Genomic DNA, 18,266 nt, shown 5'->3' on the forward strand with positions numbered 1-18,266 from the left:
TTTAAGTCTAGCGACCGTGGCCTCCGGCCAACATCATCCCTGAGGAGGAAAACGGCATACGAGAGCCCGGCACCACCGTTCTCGTGGGTCTCACACTGCGGGCTCCGGCCTACTTCCTAGCCCTCCTTTCGCTGTGTTCGTTGTTGTTGGTGTGTGAGGTATTGGGCCCAGGTGTGGTTCCAGTGTGTTTGGTGTGTGGCTAGTGGTCCGGTGGGGTGGTCTAGTTGGTAGGTACCGTCGCGGTGGAGCCAGGCGATGGTGCCGGTAATCGGGTCGAGGATGTAATGGATTCTGCGGTCGGTTTTGATGTTGTGGTGATGCTGGCAGAGGTTTACTAAATTATCTGGACTGGTAGGCCCGCCAAGGTGGTATTCGATGCGGTGGTCGAGTTGGCACCGGGTGGCGGGGACGGTACAGCCGGGCCAGCGGCAGGTAGCATCTCTGCCTTGGGTGTAAGCCCGGATGTCGGTGGTGGGGGTATAAGAGTCTGTCTCGTCGGCGTTAAGCCGGCGGATGAAGGTGTTGTCCGTGGGCGCGTGGTTGAGGTTTATCCATCCGGCACCGGGGTGAAAGACGAGGTTGGCTTTTTCGTTGGTGGTAAACGTGTTGATGGCAACACTGGTGTGGGTGTCTTCGAGAATGAGGTCGATGAGTCCTTGTGCGGCAGTGGTTGCGGTCTGGTTGGTGTAGGCGTCGATGTGGCGGGCGATGATGGTGGCGGTGGCACTATCGCAGGTCAAAGATAGTGTGGTGGTGTTATCCGGGTTGTAGTTAATGCGCAGGCGCGGTTCGGGTTGTTGTTCTTTGTCTTCGGGGCGCAGGTGGGTGTCGATGAAGGTGCGAATGAAGCGGCGAAGGTCGGCGTCGGTGGGGACGGTTTGGTTGGGTGTGGTGGGGGTCAGAAAGTCTGCGAGTGCGGCGTCGATGGCTTCAAGATGCTCTGGGTTATCTTCTAGCCGGTTGAGTTCGCGGTCGATGATGCGCAGTTTGGTTAGGTCGAGTATCCAGTGCTGTCCTTGGACTTCGGTAACGAGGGGTAGTTGGCGCATGCGGAAGTGGGCGCGCAGGAAGCCTAGGAGTTTGTGGTAGGAGATGCCGAGGTCTTTGGCGAGGCTGGTAAGGCTCAGGTCGACGTCGTCGTCTAGTTGGGGGAGGATGGCGCGGTAGAGGAACCAGGTGGTTTTGCGTGTGTAGGTCCCGGCTTTGCCGATGTGGTTGCCGGGAGCGTTGGTGGTGTAGAACGCTTCCGGTACATCACCATCGTCTAGGGCCTCGGTGTCGGGGTGGTCACCTATGAGGAGGGTGTCTGGGTAGTCGAGGGTGGTATCTGGTTCGGGCGGGGCAAGTGTGGCAGTCATGAACAGGACACTCCAGGAAAGAAGACAGTGTTCGTATGTGTTTTCTAACGAGCGCCTTTATAGTATCCCGGGTGGTGGACATGTGACCCCGGTGGGGGTGTTTATGTTCGAATAGAGTACCCTAAAACCGCAGGGATCCCCAGAGTCGCACCACAACCAGACACGGGGGTAAAAGCAAAGGTTGAGGGTTCGTTACCTACTACTCCCCCAGGCAAGCACGTGCAGCATGACGACGTCTAAGATCGCTGAACGTGTGTGGCGACGCATCGTCGCGTAACACCGGCTTCCGTAAAACGTGAAAAGAAGGGAAGAGGACGGTGGGTGTTCCGTCCTCTTCCCTTTCTTGGTTTATTGAATTATCTATTTTTGTTTGGTGTCGGCGGTGACTTACTCTCCCACAACCTCCCGGTTGCAGTACCATCAGCGTGTGCAGGCTTAGCTTCCGGGTTCGGAATGGGACCGGGCGTTTCCCTGCAGCTATTGACCACCGACAAACATACGAAGCATTCCAACCCTTAGGTGTGCTTTCGGGTGTTGTGTCAGATACTGCATAGTGGACGCGGTCACGACAGTGACTGTTTCTTTTCTTCTTGTTGTTTTGCCAGTACACGAATGTGTGTTGGTGTTTGTTGTGGTCAATTAGTACCAGTAGCCTTCACACCTTACAGTGCTTCCAGGTCTGGCCTATCTACCCTATCGTCTTTAGGGGACCTTAACGAAACCTCATCTTAAAACAGGCTTCCCGCTTAGATGCTTTCAGCGGTTATCCCTTCCGTACGTAGCCAACCAGCGATACCCCTGGCGGGATAACTGGCACACTAGAGGTACGTCCGTCCCGGTCCTCTCGTACTAGGGACAGCTTTCTTCAAGTTTCAACGCGCGCGGCGGATAGAGACCGAACTGTCTCACGACGTTCTGAACCCAGCTCGCGTGCCGCTTTAATGGGCGAACAGCCCAACCCTTGGGACCTACTCCAGCCCCAGGATGCGACGAGCCGACATCGAGGTGCCAAACCATCCCGTCGATATGGACTCTTGGGGAAGATCAGCCTGTTATCCCCGGGGTACCTTTTATCCGTTGAGCGACACCACATCCACAAGTAGGTGCCGGATCACTAGTCCCGACTTTCGTCCCTGCTCGACATGTCTGTCTCACAGTCAAGCTCCCTTGTGCACTTACACTCACCACCTGATTGCCAACCAGGCTGAGGGAACCTTTGGGCGCCTCCGTTACATTTTGGGAGGCAACCGCCCCAGTTAAACTACCCACCAGGCACTGTCCCCAACCCAGATCATGGGCCAAGGTTAGATGCTCAATCCGATCAGAGTGGTATTTCAACAACGACTCCACCACCACTAGCGTGATAGCTTCCAAGTCTCCCACCTATCCTACACAAACCGAACCAAACACCAATACCAAGCTATAGTGAAGGTCCCGGGGTCTTTTCGTCCTGCCGCGCGTAACGAGCATCTTTACTCGTAGTGCAATTTCACCGGGCCTGTGGTTGAGACAGCAGAGAAGTCGTTACGCCATTCGTGCAGGTCGGAACTTACCCGACAAGGAATTTCGCTACCTTAGGATGGTTATAGTTACCACCGCCGTTTACTGGGGCTTAAATTCTCAGCTTCGCAGTCAAAGACTACTAACCGGTCCTCTTAACCTTCCAGCACCGGGCAGGCGTCAGTCCATATACATCAACTTAACGTCTTCGCATGGACCTGTGTTTTTGATAAACAGTCGCTTCCCTCTATTCTCTGCGACCCCACAACGCTTAACACCGCAAGGATGCTCACGTCGTGGGGCCCCCCTTCTCCCGAAGTTACGGGGGCATTTTGCCGAATTCCTTAACCACAGTTCACCCGAACGCCTTAGTATTTTCAACCTGACTACCTGTGTCGGTTTAGGGTACGGGCCATACACACACATCGCTAGAGGCTTTTCTCGACAGTACAGGATCACCACCATCAACCCTAAAGGGTCTACGCATCACGTCTCAACCACAATGTGCGGCGGATTTACCTACCACACGGCCTACACGCTTACACCACCAATCCAATAAGTGGCGTGGCTACCTCACTGCGTCACCCCATCACTTGAACCACACATCAGGCCCCACGACATCAACACCACCAGACTTCAAAGAAGACCAGTAGTGCATCCGCGGTGGTTAGTATCAGTGCTTCATCATGGGCGCGCATGTACGGGTACCAGAATATCAACTGGTTATCCATCGACTACGCCTGTCGGCCTCGCCTTAGGTCCCGACTCACCCTGGGAAGACGAACTTGACCCAGGAACCCTTAGTCATCCGGCGGATAGGATTCTCACCTATCAATTCGTTACTCATGCCTGCATTCTCACTCGCACACAGTCCACGCCTCCTTACGGTAACGCTTCAAACCATGCACGACGCTCCCCTACCCAAACAAAAAATGCTTGCCGCGGCTTCGGCGGTGTACTTGAGCCCCACTACATTGTCGGCGCAGAACCACTCGACCAGTGAGCTATTACGCACTCTTTCAAGGATGGCTGCTTCTAAGCCAACCTCCTGGCTGTCTTCGCGATCCCACATCCTTTTCCACTTAGTACACCCTTAGGGGCCTTAACCGGCGATCTGGGCTGTTTCCCTCTCGACTATGAAGCTTATCCCCCACAGTCTCACTGCCGTACAACACAATTAGTGGCATTCGGAGTTTGGCTGACATTGCTAAGATTGTAGTCCCGCTCAACCAACCAGTCGCTCTACCTCCACCAAGCTATAATACGACGCTGCACCTAAATGCATTTCGGGGAGAACCAGCTATCACGGAGTTTGATTGGCCTTTCACCCCTACCCACAGCTCATCCCCGCAGTTTTCAACCTACGTGGGTTCGCGCCTCCACAACCTCTTACAGCTGCTTCACACTGGCCATGGGTAGATCACCCCGCTTCGGGTCCAGGACATGCCACTATACACCCCATTAGGATTCGGTTTCCCTACGGCTACCCCACACGGGTTAACCTCGCGACATGCCGCTGACTCGCAGGCTCATTCTTCAAAAGGCACGCCATCACACACAAAAAGTGCTCTGACGGATTGTAAGCACATGGTTTCAGGAACTATTTCACTCCCCTCCCGGGGTACTTTTCACCATTCCCTCACGGTACTTAATACACTATCGGTCACACTGAGTATTTAGGCTTACCGGGTGGTCCCGGCAGATTCACAGCAGATTCCACGAGCCCGCTGCTACTCGGGCAACCCAACAACCCACATGCCATTGTCTTCAACTACAGGACTCTCACCTTCTCCGGCAGGCCATTCCAAACCACTTCACCTAACAACAACACACGAGCACGATGATGGTAGTCACCGCCAATTGGGGCCCACAACACCGCACACACAACCCCTACCAGGTATCACATGCACACGGTTTAGCCTCATCCACGTTCGTTCGCCACTACTAGCAGAATCATTATTATTTTCTCCTCCTACGGGTACTGAGATGTTTCACTTCCCCGCGTAAACCCCCACAACAGCTATGAATTCACTGAAGGGTAACCCCACATAACCAGGGCCAGGTTTCCCCATTCGGACATCCTCGGATCAACGCTTAATTGACAACTCCCCGAGGCTTAACGCAGCCTTTCACGTCCTTCATCGGCTCAGCATGCCAAGGCATCCACCATGCGCCCTTAATAACGAACACACAAACCACCACACACACAAACATGCGGGTGGCCACACAAGTGAACTTGACAAAAAATTGATTAAAGAAAAAAGAAATCACACAAACACACACAAACAAACCACAAAAAAGCAATCCATCTGGTGTGTTTAATGCTCGCGTCCACTATACAGTTCTCACACAACACCCCAACCACACCCCACCAACACCAACAGTGTCAACAAGAATAATGGTCAGGCACACAAAAAAGGGGGATAATGCCCCAGACACCCAACAATGCACCAACATACAAACAACTTACTTTTTTAAACTGTGCACGGCTTATGTATCACAAAGCGCCATTCAAACACTTGGCCTTGTCTTATCAGGTGTGTGTTCCACCCGGACAATTTTTACTAAACAAAAGGGTTGGCAGCATGACACTCGCATACTCAACCAACCAAGGGTGCAACTGCACCCAATCAAAATAAAAGCTCCTTAGAAAGGAGGTGATCCACCCGCACCTTCCGGTACGGGTACCTTGTTACGACTTCGTCCCAATCGCCGATCCCACCTTCGACGGCTCCCTAACAAGTTTGGGCCACCGGCTTCGGGTGTTACCAACTTTCATGACGTGACGGGCGGTGTGTACAAGGCCCGGGAACGTATTCACCGCAGCATTGCTGATCTGCGATTACTAGCGACTCCGACTTCATGGGGTCGAGTTGCAGACCCCAATCCGAACTAAGGCCGGCTTTCAGCGATTCGCTCCACCTCACAGTGTCGCTGCGCGTTGTACCGACCATTGTAGCATGTGTGAAGCCCTGGACATAAGGGGCATGATGATTTGACGTCATCCCCACCTTCCTCCGAGTTGACCCCGGCAGTCTCTCATGAGTCCCCAACCAAATGCTGGCAACATAAGACAAGGGTTGCGCTCGTTGCGGGACTTAACCCAACATCTCACGACACGAGCTGACGACAACCATGCACCACCTGTACACCAGCCACAAAGGGAAACTACATCTCTGCAGCGGTCCGGTGTATGTCAAGCCCAGGTAAGGTTCTTCGCGTTGCATCGAATTAATCCACATGCTCCGCCGCTTGTGCGGGCCCCCGTCAATTCCTTTGAGTTTTAGCCTTGCGGCCGTACTCCCCAGGCGGGGCGCTTAATGCGTTAGCTACGGCACGAAAGTCGTGAAAAGACCCTCACACCTAGCGCCCACCGTTTACGGCATGGACTACCAGGGTATCTAATCCTGTTCGCTACCCATGCTTTCGCTCCTCAGCGTCAGTAACTGCCCAGTAACCTGCCTTCGCCATCGGTGTTCCTCCTGATATCTGCGCATTTCACCGCTACACCAGGAATTCCAGTTACCCCTACAGTACTCAAGTTATGCCCGTATCGCCTGCACGCCCGGAGTTAAGCCCCGGAATTTCACAGACGACGCGACAAACCACCTACGAGCCCTTTACGCCCAGTAATTCCGGACAACGCTCGCACCCTACGTATTACCGCGGCTGCTGGCACGTAGTTAGCCGGTGCTTCTTATCTAGGTACCGTCACAAAAAGCTTCGTCCCTAGCGAAAGGAGTTTACAACCCGAAGGCCGTCATCCCCCACGCGGCGTCGCTGCATCAGGCTTGCGCCCATTGTGCAATATTCCCCACTGCTGCCTCCCGTAGGAGTCTGGGCCGTATCTCAGTCCCAATGTGGCCGTCCACCCTCTCAGGCCGGCTACCCGTCGCCGCCTTGGTAGGCCATTACCCCACCAACAAGCTGATAGGCCGCGAGCTCATCCTACACCGAAAAAACTTTCCAACCATCACACTAAAAATGGCTCCTATCCGGTATTAGACCCAGTTTCCCAGGCTTATCCCGAAGTGCAGGGCAGATCACCCACGTGTTACTCACCCGTTCGCCACTCGAGTACCCTGCAAGCAGGGCCTTTCCGTTCGACTTGCATGTGTTAAGCACGCCGCCAGCGTTCGTCCTGAGCCAGGATCAAACTCTCCACAAAAAAATTTCAGAACAACATCCGAAACAGGCCGTGAAAAGCCCGAAACCCAACAAAAGAACAAACCACCACAAACCACACAACAATGCAGCCTGTGCTGGCGTCCAAAAAATTACTACAAAGAAAAAATACAGTTCCCTCAACCCGACGGGGTCAAAAATAAGGAAACCAAAAAAGTTGAACACAATCACATGCCAACCAATCCATCTCAATGCAGCCGAAACACCAAACAGCATTCAAATAGGTACGCGTTTCACATACCCAACCGGCACACACCAACCAACAAACCACCTAGGTCTATTGGCAGACAAACCAATCAACACACAACCATGCACACAAAAAATAAAAAGTACATTGGCACACTATTGAGTTCTCAAACATCATCCACACACCCCAAGAAAATTAACTTTCCGTTAACCTCTCGTTGGCGGCTCGTACAAACTTACTCAACTCAATGAACCCTGTCAAATCATCGAACCAAGTCCGCACCAAATTCGCTCAAAAGTAACCTCCCGGCTACCTCGCGGCGACTTGGATTAATGTAGTCCAACCCCACCAACAATGACAAATCCCCAGCACACAATGGAAAACGGTGTGCTGGGGGCGTCGTTAAAAGAGCTCTTCTTCTTGAGTTCTTTCAATTGTGGCGCCGAGGCGCTGCAGGTTTTCTACAAAGTTGGGATATCCGCGGTCGATGTGGAAGACATCGTGGACCGTAGTCGTCTCATCCGCACACAATGCAGAAAGTACAAGACCCGCACCTGCACGGATATCGGAACTCCATACGTGAGTAGAAGAGAGTCGTTCTTTACCGCGGACTACTACATGGTGACCGTCAACCTGGGCGTCGGCACCCAGGCGCAGCATTTCATCTACAAAGCGGAAGCGGGATTCAAAGACATTCTCCGTGATGACAGTTGTTCCGTCCGCAATCGCAGAGATGCCAATAGCCATCGGCTGCAGGTCGGTGGGAAATCCCGGAAATGGCAGTGTCTGGTAGTCAACAGCCTGTGGTCGCTGATCCATGCGCACGCGAAAACCATTCTCATAGGTCTCTAGTTCCGCGCCGGCAGACTTCAGCTTTTCCAGCGGCAGGTGCAGGTGGCGCGGGGAAATTCCACCCACGGTGATATCGCCCTGGGTCATGGCAGCAGCATACGCCCACGTGCCGGCCACAATTCGGTCACCAATAACCTCATGCTGGGTGGGCTGCAGCTTATCGACGCCGCGGATGGTCACCACCGAGCTTCCCTCGCCCTCGATATCGGCACCCATAGACTTGAGCATGGTGCACAGATCCACGATCTCCGGCTCGCGAGCCGCGTTATGAAGAACGGTTTCCCCTTCGGCGAGGACCGCAGCGGTAAGAATATTTTCGGTTGCGCCCACGGACGGGAAGTCTAGGCGGATATTCGCACCTCGCAGGTGCGTAGCCTCTGCCACGACGGCACCGTGTTCAATACGGGTGGTGGCGCCGAGCTTTTCTAGGCCAGTTTGGTGCATATCGAGCGGGCGGGAACCGATCGCGTCACCACCAGGCAACGCTACCTTCGCGTGGCCACAGCGGGAAGTCAAAGGCCCGAGCACGCAGACGGATGCGCGGAATTGGCGGACCGCGTCAAAATCCGCGTTGGATTGCGGCTGTGCAGGGGTAGTAATCCGAACCTCAGAGCCCTCGATGACTACCTCGCAGCCGAGCCCTTCGAGAACCTTCTTCATGAGGGGGACGTCCAGAATTTCTGGGCAGTTCGTCAGCGTCGTAGTGCCCTCCGCCAGCAAGGATGCGGCCATGAGCTTCAAGACGCTATTTTTCGCGCCATCTACTTTAACGGTGCCCTCTAGGCGGGCACCGCCGGAAACAATAAACTGATCTTTCACAACTGCCTACGCTACCGGTTCTTAAGGCAATGCGCCGATACGACGGGCGGCATTAACCGCCTCGTAGCGGGTGTGCGCACCGAGTTTGCGCATTACCGAGCGCAAATAAGACTTCACGGTTTCTGCGCCGATTCCCATTTCCTCAGCTGCTTCTACGTTGGTATGGCCTAGGGCCACACAAGAGAGAACATCGAGTTCGCGGGCGGAGAGCTTGGTGGATTGCTTCACGCGCACCGGCGAGACCATCTGGTCACACAACGTCTCTAGCTCCTTGCGCAGTTCTTCGTCTGCTACGCGGTTGGCCAGCATGCGCAGCTTGGAGTGAGTGGAACGGACCTGCTCCCACTCGGCACCGTTCATGACGTGGCCGCGGGCGGCTCCACCCTTGGACCCATCGGCACGTCGCATGGCGGAATTAACGGCCAAGTCTTGCTCGAGGGTGCGCGCGGTCATCGTCACTTCTTCAATGACCTTGTCGCCCAAACGAACTGGGGAGTGAACGCCGACGTAGAGGACACCGCGAATTTCGCGCTGCACAGTAACGGGCACGGCCACAATGGAGTGCAGACCCTCGTCCTGGATTACGCGGTCGTTCTCGTGCGAGATGGTGGTGGCACGCGTGTAGTCGGATACACCTACCGCGCGGCGAGTGCTCACCACTCGCCCACCCACACCAACGCCTGAGTCAATGATCAGATTCTGCAGCGCTGGGGTACGTAGGCCCACCCACTGCGTAATCTGCAAGCGATTGTCTGGCAGCAGCGTGGCATACATCGTCACCGGAATACCTGTAGCGGTTTTCAGGGACGATAACGCCGCGCGTACGGATTCTTCATCATCTTTGAGGCGATGCGACTCCATGAGACTCTTTCCTCGTCGGGGGTAACCAAGCAGGTGTACCCGTCTTCCCCCCGGGAATTTGGGGGCCAGCGGGCAACTGAGTGGAAGTATAGACAGCATGTGGGGGTAATTCGAAATCGCCCCTGGCTTATCCGGTGTTGTAATCCCACATGGAATGCCCGAATACCCGGTCTAGAATTTATATACTGACTGGTCTACTTGTGTAGTGTACCCTTGCGTTGTACACGATTTGAATCCAAATCCGATTCCCAAAGGAGTCAATACAATGGCTGTCTACAACAACATTATGGAAACCATCGGCGGCACCCCACTGGTCCGCTTGAACCATCTCACCGAGGGCAAGGGCGCCACTGTGCTTGCCAAGGTTGAGTCTTTTAACCCTGCTAACTCCGTAAAGGACCGCATCGGCAAGGCCATCGTGGAGGCCGCTGAGAAGTCTGGTCAGCTCAAGCCGGGCGGCACCATCGTGGAAGCCACGTCCGGCAATACCGGCATTGCCTTGGCTCTGGCCGGCGCCACTTTGGGCTACAAGGTCATCTTGACCATGCCGGAGACCATGTCCAACGAGCGCAAGGTACTGCTGCGCGCCTACGGCGCAGAGATTGTACTGACCCCAGGCGCGGCGGGCATGCAGGGCGCCGTCGACAAGGCGAATGAAATCGTCGCCGAGAACGACAACGCTATTCTGGCTGCACAGTTCGCCAACGAAGCAAACCCGAAGATGCACGAAGAGACCACCGGCCCGGAGATCTGGGAAGACGCCGAGGGCAAGGTTGATGCCTTCGTTGCTGGTGTAGGCACCGGCGGCACCGTTACCGGTGTGGGCCGCTTCCTCAAGTCCAAGAATCCGGACCTGCACTTGGCCGCCGTCGAGCCGTCCGACTCCCCTGTCCTATCTGAAGGCCACGCTGGCCCGCACAAGATCCAGGGCATTGGCGCTAACTTCGTTCCTGAGGTGCTTGACCGCGAGCTTCTCGACGAAGTCTTTACCGCCACTACCGAGGAGTCCATTAAGGCCTCCCGTGACCTGGCCACCCAGGAAGGCCTGCTGGTGGGCATTTCCGCCGGCGCTAACGTCTCTGCAGCTTTGAAGCTGGCAGAGCGCCCAGAGTTTGAGGGCAAGACCATCGTGGTTGTCCTGCCGGACTTCGGTGAGCGCTACGTCTCCACCATCCTCTTCGAGGACATCCGCGAAGCTTAAGTTACTTCGCTTGAATAAAAGCACCCGCCAACCTTGGCGGGTGCCTTTTTTATGCCAGTACTATGTGGACATGAACATTATGAGCTACATCCGTGAAGACTTAGCGAATGCAAGAGATCACGATCCGGCCGCGCGTGGCGACGTCGAAAATGCAGTAGTGTACTCCGGTCTCCACGCGGTGTGGTCTCACCGCATTTCGCACTGGATGTGGAAGCGCGGCCTGCGCGGGCCCGCACGCATCTTGGCGCAGATTAATCGCTTCTTTACCGGCGTGGAAATCCACCCGGGCGCCACTATCGGTCGCCGCTTCTTTATTGACCACGGCATGGGCATCGTCATCGGTGAAACCGCCGAGATTGGCGATGGCGTCATGCTTTACCACGGTGTCACCCTCGGTGGCCAGGTACTCACTCAGACCAAGCGCCACCCCACTGTTGAAGACAATGTGGTCATTGGCGCCGGCGCAAAGGTGCTAGGGCCTATTACCATCGGCGAGGGTTCGGCGATTGGTGCCAATGCCGTAGTGACGAAAGACGTTCCCGCCGAACATATCTCGGTGGGCATCCCAGCCAAGAACCGTCCACGCAATCCAAATGAGCGCATCAAACTGGTCGACCCCGACTACTACATCTAAATTCTCTCCCAGCGGCTCACAGACAACTGTGGGCCGCTTTTTACATATCTTATGGACGGAGCAGGTCGCGGTATTCGGGATTCTTTTCTATAAAGTGCGCAACCGCAGAGCATGTGGCAATGACTTGCTTGCCGACGCCCCGGGCGTCGTCCAGCGCTGCCTTAATCAACGGCGCAGACAGGCCTTGGCCGCGAAAGGCGTCCTTGATGACCGTGTGGTTAAACTCGCGGGTATCGCCCGCGTCTACGTAGTGGCAAACCCCCGCCTCAGAGCCATCCACAGTGAGGACGTAGCGGGATTTATCGGTCTGGTGTGCAATAGGGGTTAAGGGTCAAAAAGTGTGTCCGGAATCGCGGATTTTCACGGATTGACCTGTAGGTTTCCGGAAAGTATATGCTCCGGAAGCATATATCTAGCCCCCGACGGGAAATCCTCGGTGTGGCAGCCGTGATGTGCTATGCGCGGCGTGGTGTGGTGTCGCAATGTCGAAGAACCAACCACGCTGCCACTGCGGCGGTGAAATGAAACGCAACGGCACCACCAGCAAAGGCACCACCAGATGGCGCTGCAAACAATGCGGCGCCTCCAGCGTCAAACGTCGAAACGACATCACCAACGCGGCAGTGTTCACCCAGTTCATCGAGCATTGCACCACCGCAATATCACTCGACGACCTAGCCAAACGAAACGGTGTTAGCCGCGCCACCATGAAGCGGCGCTTCAAGTGGTGCTGGCTCGTTGATGTGCCTGACCCCACCGCCGGCCACCACAAGCGGATCTACGACCAGGTATTTCTCGATGGCACCTACACCGCCGGTGGCTGCCTGATCGTCGCGGCGACCATCGACCACGTGATCGCCTGGCACTGGTGCAAACACGAAACCACCCGCGACTACCAACTGCTGCTTGAACGCATCGAAGCCCCACTCATCGCCGTCATCGACGGCGGCCAAGGCGCATACAGCGCAATCAAAAAGTGCTGGCCGACTACGAAAATTCAACGCTGCCTCGTCCACGCCCAACGCGTGGTCCGCCGCTACACCACCACCAACCCACGCACCGATGCCGGGCGCACCATCTACCGACTTGCGCTGAAACTGACCCGGATCACCACACTGGATGAAGCCGCCGCGTGGGGTGTGCAACTGCACGAGTTTTCAACGATCTACCGGGAATGGATGAACGAGAAAACCATGATCAAAGACCCCAAAACAGGTGCATGGACCCGCGTGTGGACCCACCACAACGTGCGCAAGGCCTACAACAGCCTCAACCATCTTTGGCGGTCCGAGATGCTGTTTGTCTACCTCAACCCGCCAGCAGGAGTCCTTGCGCCCGAGCGGATCAAATCCACCACCAACAGCTTAGAAGGCGGCATCAACGCCCAGCTCAAACTGCTCGCCAGAACCCACCGCGGCAGATCAGGCGAACGACAACGCCGCATGCTGGATTGGTGGCTCTACTTAAAAACGGAACTGCCTGACGATCCAGTACGAATCGCCAGGCAGTCCGACTGGGGCCAGGGCCAACTCGCCAAAGTATCCACCCTGACCCAAACCGAGAACCAAGCCGACCACGAAACAGGACGCCCAGCCCTCTACGACAACGCTATCGACACCGACTACACCCACTCAATCGGCATTCAAAAAGGCCAAATCTAACCCCCGCGACACGCCGAGCCAGACACACATTTTGACCCTTAACCCTGCAATAGCGTGTTCCATGCCCCCATACTAAAGCAAAAATGGCCCCTCTTAAGAGGAGCCATTGTTGTGGCCAGAGCCAGGATCGAACTGGCGACCCCACACTTTTCAGGCGTGTGCTCTACCGACTGAGCTATCTGGCCAGAAACCCGAAGGTTTCCGCGACCTTGACGGGACTTGAACCCGCGACCTCCGCCGTGACAGGGCGGCGCGCTAACCAACTGCGCCACAAGGCCATTTTAAATTATGTGTGCTCTCTGGCACGGATAGTTACTCTACACAACGATCCTAAAATCAAACAAATCACCATGTCACTACCCCTTTCCAGGATGGTGACATGGTGAAGAACTTAGACGTACGTACTATTTGCGGCGAGCGAGCAGGAATCCGCCCGCAACGCCCACCGCGATAAGGAGAACGACTCCAGAACCGATGAGCATGCCCTTGAGGTTACTGCCACCAGCAGAGTCCTCACCGGCCTGTGCGACATCGGCATCGGCGGACTGCTTCTCCGCATTGTCCCCTTCCTTGGGCGCATCCTTGGCCTTATCAAGGTCTTCTGAGGCCGACGCAAGGTTGATGGGGGTATCGGAAGGCTCGGCACCTGGCTCAAAGTTCGGCTTGAACTCGGGACCGTCCATCGGCTCACCGTCGAGCTCCACCTTGAACGAGTAGCCCTGGTCCATGCCCGACGTAGAATCGAACGTGCTACTACTCACGCTCTTTGCGAAGACGAGATAATACGTGCCGGGGAGCGTCAGGGGTCCTTCAGTGTACTCGGTACGGTTGGCCCATTGCACGGCGGAATCGCCGGCGCTGCGCTCCACTTTTTCTTCGCTTCCCACGTAGATATCCCCTTCGGCGAGCACGCTGGCACGCGTGGGGTTATAAAAATCCCAATTCAAGTCGTAACTCGCGTGCTCCGCGACCGTCTTGTGCCCCTGCACAGTCACAACCGGGCGCTTGCCGTAGGGCACATCAAACTTATAGAAGCGATATTCGCCATCAACGATGGCATCGTTATAGGTCTCCCCCGGCGTCACGGCTGCCGCGGAGTCGAAGGTAGCGCCGCCGGCCACAGGTGCGCCCTCCTCAATCTGCGCGACCTCAGGGAGCTCACGAGACGCATACGGCTTCTTTTCGTCGCCAGCGAACGCGCCAGCCTTGACGTACTGCACGTTGACCTCAACGTCGAGCTCGACATCCTGGTTGATCTGGTCGGAGCTGGACGTGTCAGAGAAGTGCAGCGTTGTCACGATGTCCCAATCGTCCATCTTGATACAACGATCTTCCTCGTCCTCGGGCTGCTTTTCGTTTTGCACCAGCACGCTGGCGGAATAGGGCGGCCTGTAACGGCCGCCGCGCGTCGAGAGTGGGCTCGACTGTACCGTGGTTGCGTAGTCCTCACAGTTGGGCGCAGGGTTTTCAGCCTCGACCGTGGAGCTGAAGTCCGAGGTTTTCTTACCCTCCGCGTTCTGCTCTGGGATAGCAAAGACCGTGACATACGCGTTGTAGCCCTCAGGCACGGAAAGCTTGGTGTAGAACGGGCGATCCTCGCCCTCGTTCTTACCCATACGGGGCAGGACCTTCGTGTGGTAGGTGCCCTCCCCGAGATACTTGGCATTGTCAGGATCATCGGCGAACTCGAACGGGGTACCCTTTGCCTCGTACATGTTGACAGAACGCAGCGTGAGGAACTCCATGTTCTGCGCAAGCTCAGCAGCATTCGCCGCAGCGAGCGACTGGCCGCCCGTTGCCTCAGCGACGCAATCCAGCTCAGACTGCGCCTTCTCGTCAACCTGGAATCCGATGGTGTGAACCGTGAGCCCCACGCCGTCAGCAGCAAGCTCCTTGGCCACGTCGCACACCGGCGGCGGCGCGCAGGTGTCGATGCCGTCCGAGACGAGCACGATGGAGTTGTCGCCCTCGCCGCCGGCAGCCTTGAGCTGTTCCGCGGCCTTCTTCAGCGAGTTTCCGATGGGAGTGTAGCCCTTGGGTTCCAAAGCATTAAAGCTGTCTTTCAGCCCGGCCTTGTCGATCCTCCCGACCGGCGACAGTACGGAAATATCCTGGCAACCACGATCTTTATTATCCGGCGCATTCGACTCCTTGGAGCCATACGCGACGGCGCCGACAAGGGCGCTGTCCGGAAGCTTATCGACGAGCTGGTTCGTCGCGTCCTTGGCCGCCTGCATTTTCGATGGGCCGCCCTCGCTTTCTGGATCCGCCATGGAGAACGAGGCGTCCATAACAAGCGCCACCTTGGACTGTTTATCGCTCGTCGGTCCCAAGTCTGAACTCGGCGCTGTAGACGAAGCTGTCGTGGACGATTCCGCGGACTGCGCGGCTGCGAACGGGACCGCCAGCAAACTGAGGAAAATTATTGAAAGAACTGCGCCCCACGTGCGAGGCGAGAAATGTGATGTAGACATCTAACCTAGCCCTTGTATAGAGAAGAGTGATTCAATACACAAACGTACCGGGGATGTCTAAAGGTCGCACCTGGAGCAGAAAAGAAAACACTCGGTCCTTACTTAAAACCAGCAAGGACCGAGTGCGTCGCAAAAATGCGACCCTGACGGGACTTGAACCCGCGACCTCCGCCGTGACAGGGCGGCGCGCTAACCAACTGCGCCACAGGGCCATATTGAATTGTGGCCTTAAAAAAGACCGGTATGAAGCGAAAGAGCTTCGTACCCCCAACGGGATTCGAACCCGTGCCGCTGCCGTGAAAGGGCAGTGTCCTAGGCCGCTAGACGATGGGGGCCCGTCGCGCTAAGGCGACTTCTAGAAATATACTGGAGACCTCACCTAGTTACAAAATCGCTCCCCCAGAAAGATTAAGAACCATGCCTGACCAGCATCAAACGTGCTCCTGCCACGAGCCACACGTGCACGGATATAACGCGGATTCTAAGAGCAAGGGTCGCTACCTTGCCCGACTCAAGCGCATTGAGGGGCAGGCACGCGGCATCCACCGCATGGTTGAGGAAGACCAATATTGCATCGACATCATTACCCAGATTTCGGCGGTGAAGTCGGCGCTGGAGAATGTCTCACTGGCGCTCCTAGAAGACCATATTGAGCACTGTGTGGCTGGTGCCGCCGCCGAGGACGGTGAGGTAGCCACCGAGAAGCTAGAAGAGGCGATGCGCGCCATTAAGAAGATGGTGAAAAACTAAAAGGAGCCACCCAAAAGGTGGCTCCAGTTGTGGGCCCTGTGGGGATCGAACCCACGACCTGCGGATTAAAAGTCCGTAGCTCTACCAACTGAGCTAAAGGCCCAACGTCGCTACATTTTAGCTTGCGGTATTTGCAAAGTCCTAATTAGGGGGCGTCGGCAAGCGAAAGGCGCCCAGCTCGCCGCTGAGCGCCTGCCGGGGAATGGCTACATTAGCCGCGCATATCGCCCTTCTCCATGAAGCGGACCTGGAAGTCAAAGGCGGTCTTCAGGTCATGCGGGGTGTGCTGGAACTTGTTTTCCTTGGCACGGTTGAAGTACTCCTCGAGCAACGGACGGTAATCCGGGTGCGCCACGGAGATGACCTTCTCCACGCGTTCCTTCGGCGCCAGGCCACGCAGGTCGGCTACGCCATACTCGGTAATGATGACCATGGTGTCGTGCTCGGTGTGGTCCGTGTGGGACACAAACGGAACCAACGCGGAAATTGCGCCATCCTTGGCCACCGACGGAGAGACGAAGGTGGAAATATACGCGTTGCGGGTGAAGTCACCCGAGCCGCCGGTGCCGTTCATAATGCGGGAGCCGGAGACGTTGGTGGAGTTGATATTGCCGTAAATATCGGCCTCAATCATGCCATTGGAGGAAATCAGGCCGACGCGGCGGATGACCTCCGGGTGATTGGAGACCTGCTGTGGGCGGAGGATGATGTGCTTGCGGTAACGCTCTGCCTCCTCATTCATCTTCTCCGCGTAGTCCGGGGACAACGCGAAGGAGGTGGCGGAAGCCATGGTCATCTTGCCCGCATCGATGAGATCGAGCATGCCGTCCTGAATGACCTCGGTATAGGCCTGAATATTCTCAAACTTGGAATCCAGCAGGCCGGCCATCACGGCGTTGGGGACGTTGCCCACGCCGGACTGCATGATGAACTTGTCATACTCAAGACGACCAGCGGCGACCTCCCCCTCGAGGAACTCGATGAAGTTGGCGGCGATCTTCTCGGAAACCTCGTCCGGTTCCTTGAATGGTGCGTTGCGGTCCGGGGCATCGGTCTTTACCACTGCAACAACCTTGTCCTCCGGCACCTCCATGTAGGTGGTACCGATGCGGTCGCCCGGCTTAGTGATAGGGATTGGCTGGCGGTTAGGCAGCTTTTCAATGCGGTAGATATCGTGCATGCCCTCGAGGTTGAGGGACTGCCACTCATTGATCTCGATGATGATCTTATCCGCAGCCTCGATGAACTCGAGGTTATTGCCCACTGCGGAGGACGGCACCACGTGGCCTTCTTCGGTAATGCGCACGGCCTCAATAATGGCTACCTGGAAGTCACCGTAGAAGCCCTCTTCTACCTGCTGGCCCGAGTGAGACAGGTGGATATCCTGGTAGAGAGCGGTGCCATCATTAAACTGCTTACGCAGAGTGGGATCCGAGTTATAAGGAGAGCGAAAGCGAATCGCCTCAGCTTCCGCCAGAACGCCATCGCAGTCCGGGGCAGTGGAAGCGCCGGAGAAGACGTCGATCTTAAATTCCTCGCCCTTTTCATGGAGAGCCTTGGCCTTTTCTGCAATGGCGGTGGGCAGACCCTTGGGGTAGCCAGCACCGGTGAAGCCGGAAATGCCCACGCGGTCACCGTGGTTGACGTGCTGAGCAGCCTCTTCAGCGGAAACTACGAGCTTCTCGAATGGGGCGTACGCGATTCTCTCGGACAAGGGTAATCCTCCTTCATTAAGGGGCCAGCCAAAATAACGGCCGTTCTAATTAGTTACACAGCCCACATTA

General features: G+C 56.0%; 10 protein-coding genes, 5 tRNA genes and 3 rRNA genes. 4 read left to right on the top strand and 14 right to left on the bottom strand.

The annotated features are described in order from the left end of the window. Positions 1 to 116 precede the first annotated feature (116 nt). The 6 genes from ACKFRX_RS10430 to ramA all read right to left on the bottom strand — a co-directional run bounded on the left by ACKFRX_RS10430 (position 117) and on the right by ramA (position 9,762). A complete protein-coding gene (locus ACKFRX_RS10430) occupies positions 117 to 1,358 on the bottom strand; it encodes an HNH endonuclease signature motif containing protein (RefSeq protein ID WP_408927797.1) in 1,242 nt (413 codons plus the stop codon). A 374-nt stretch (positions 1,359 to 1,732) separates the two neighbouring features. After that, a 5S ribosomal RNA gene (rrf, locus tag ACKFRX_RS10435) occupies positions 1,733 to 1,850 on the bottom strand. 128 nt (positions 1,851 to 1,978) lie between these two features. Continuing rightward, positions 1,979 to 5,048 (bottom strand): 23S ribosomal RNA (locus ACKFRX_RS10440). A 460-nt stretch (positions 5,049 to 5,508) separates the two neighbouring features. Then, positions 5,509 to 7,026, bottom strand: a 16S ribosomal RNA gene (locus tag ACKFRX_RS10445). The 16S, 23S and 5S rRNA genes sit together here, the layout of an rRNA operon. A gap of 606 nt (positions 7,027 to 7,632) precedes the next feature. Continuing rightward, positions 7,633 to 8,901 carry a UDP-N-acetylglucosamine 1-carboxyvinyltransferase gene (murA, locus tag ACKFRX_RS10450; protein WP_005325837.1) on the bottom strand — a complete coding sequence of 423 codons (1,269 nt, stop codon included), beginning with the start codon at positions 8,899 to 8,901 and terminating at the stop codon, positions 7,633 to 7,635. 21 nt (positions 8,902 to 8,922) lie between these two features. Next, a complete protein-coding gene (gene ramA, locus ACKFRX_RS10455) occupies positions 8,923 to 9,762 on the bottom strand; it encodes an acetate metabolism transcriptional regulator RamA (protein WP_086589214.1) in 840 nt (279 codons plus the stop codon). Between the two features lie 265 nt (positions 9,763 to 10,027). Between ramA and cysK the strand changes: the two genes are divergently transcribed. Both cysK and epsC read left to right on the top strand, forming a co-directional pair. Continuing rightward, complete coding sequence (gene cysK, locus ACKFRX_RS10460; protein WP_086589215.1) at positions 10,028 to 10,963, top strand: cysteine synthase A; 936 nt, start codon at positions 10,028 to 10,030, stop codon at positions 10,961 to 10,963. A 70-nt stretch (positions 10,964 to 11,033) separates the two neighbouring features. Then, on the top strand, positions 11,034 to 11,597 hold the full coding sequence (gene epsC / locus ACKFRX_RS10465; protein ID WP_408927798.1) for a serine O-acetyltransferase EpsC: 564 nt from the start codon (positions 11,034 to 11,036) through the stop codon (positions 11,595 to 11,597). 49 nt (positions 11,598 to 11,646) lie between these two features. Here the strand turns inward: epsC and ACKFRX_RS10470 are convergent, their stop codons facing one another. Then, positions 11,647 to 11,916 carry a GNAT family N-acetyltransferase gene (locus ACKFRX_RS10470; protein WP_408928286.1) on the bottom strand — a complete coding sequence of 90 codons (270 nt, stop codon included), beginning with the start codon at positions 11,914 to 11,916 and terminating at the stop codon, positions 11,647 to 11,649. Between the two features lie 163 nt (positions 11,917 to 12,079). Between ACKFRX_RS10470 and ACKFRX_RS10475 the strand changes: the two genes are divergently transcribed. Further along, entirely contained in the window at positions 12,080 to 13,258 is a 1,179-nt protein-coding gene (locus ACKFRX_RS10475) for an IS256-like element IS1249 family transposase (protein WP_005323424.1), read from the top strand. Between the two features lie 112 nt (positions 13,259 to 13,370). Here ACKFRX_RS10475 and ACKFRX_RS10480 read toward each other — a convergent pair. The 5 genes from ACKFRX_RS10480 to ACKFRX_RS10500 form a co-directional block, all read right to left on the bottom strand. After that, positions 13,371 to 13,443, bottom strand: a tRNA-Phe gene (locus tag ACKFRX_RS10480). A 19-nt stretch (positions 13,444 to 13,462) separates the two neighbouring features. Then, a tRNA-Asp gene (locus ACKFRX_RS10485) sits at positions 13,463 to 13,536 on the bottom strand. Positions 13,537 to 13,662: 126 nt separating this feature from the next. Next, positions 13,663 to 15,549 carry a vWA domain-containing protein gene (locus ACKFRX_RS10490; protein ID WP_408927799.1) on the bottom strand — a complete coding sequence of 629 codons (1,887 nt, stop codon included), beginning with the start codon at positions 15,547 to 15,549 and terminating at the stop codon, positions 13,663 to 13,665. Positions 15,550 to 15,870: 321 nt separating this feature from the next. After that, positions 15,871 to 15,944 (bottom strand) — tRNA-Asp (locus ACKFRX_RS10495). A 50-nt stretch (positions 15,945 to 15,994) separates the two neighbouring features. Further along, positions 15,995 to 16,067 (bottom strand) — tRNA-Glu (locus tag ACKFRX_RS10500). 82 nt (positions 16,068 to 16,149) lie between these two features. Here ACKFRX_RS10500 and ACKFRX_RS10505 point away from each other — a divergent pair. Beyond that, positions 16,150 to 16,482, top strand: a complete 333-nt coding sequence (locus ACKFRX_RS10505; RefSeq protein ID WP_408927800.1) for a metal-sensitive transcriptional regulator — start codon at positions 16,150 to 16,152, stop codon at positions 16,480 to 16,482. Positions 16,483 to 16,512: 30 nt separating this feature from the next. On the opposite strand, the gene ACKFRX_RS10510 is transcribed toward ACKFRX_RS10505, so the two are convergent. Beyond that, positions 16,513 to 16,585, bottom strand: a tRNA-Lys gene (locus ACKFRX_RS10510). 108 nt (positions 16,586 to 16,693) lie between these two features. Next, positions 16,694 to 18,196, bottom strand: a complete 1,503-nt coding sequence (locus ACKFRX_RS10515) for an acetyl-CoA hydrolase/transferase family protein (protein WP_408927801.1) — start codon at positions 18,194 to 18,196, stop codon at positions 16,694 to 16,696. Positions 18,197 to 18,266: the final 70 nt, after the last annotated feature.

The organism is Corynebacterium tuberculostearicum (assembly GCF_046097465.1).
Lineage (GTDB): Bacteria > Actinomycetota > Actinomycetes > Mycobacteriales > Mycobacteriaceae > Corynebacterium > Corynebacterium tuberculostearicum_I.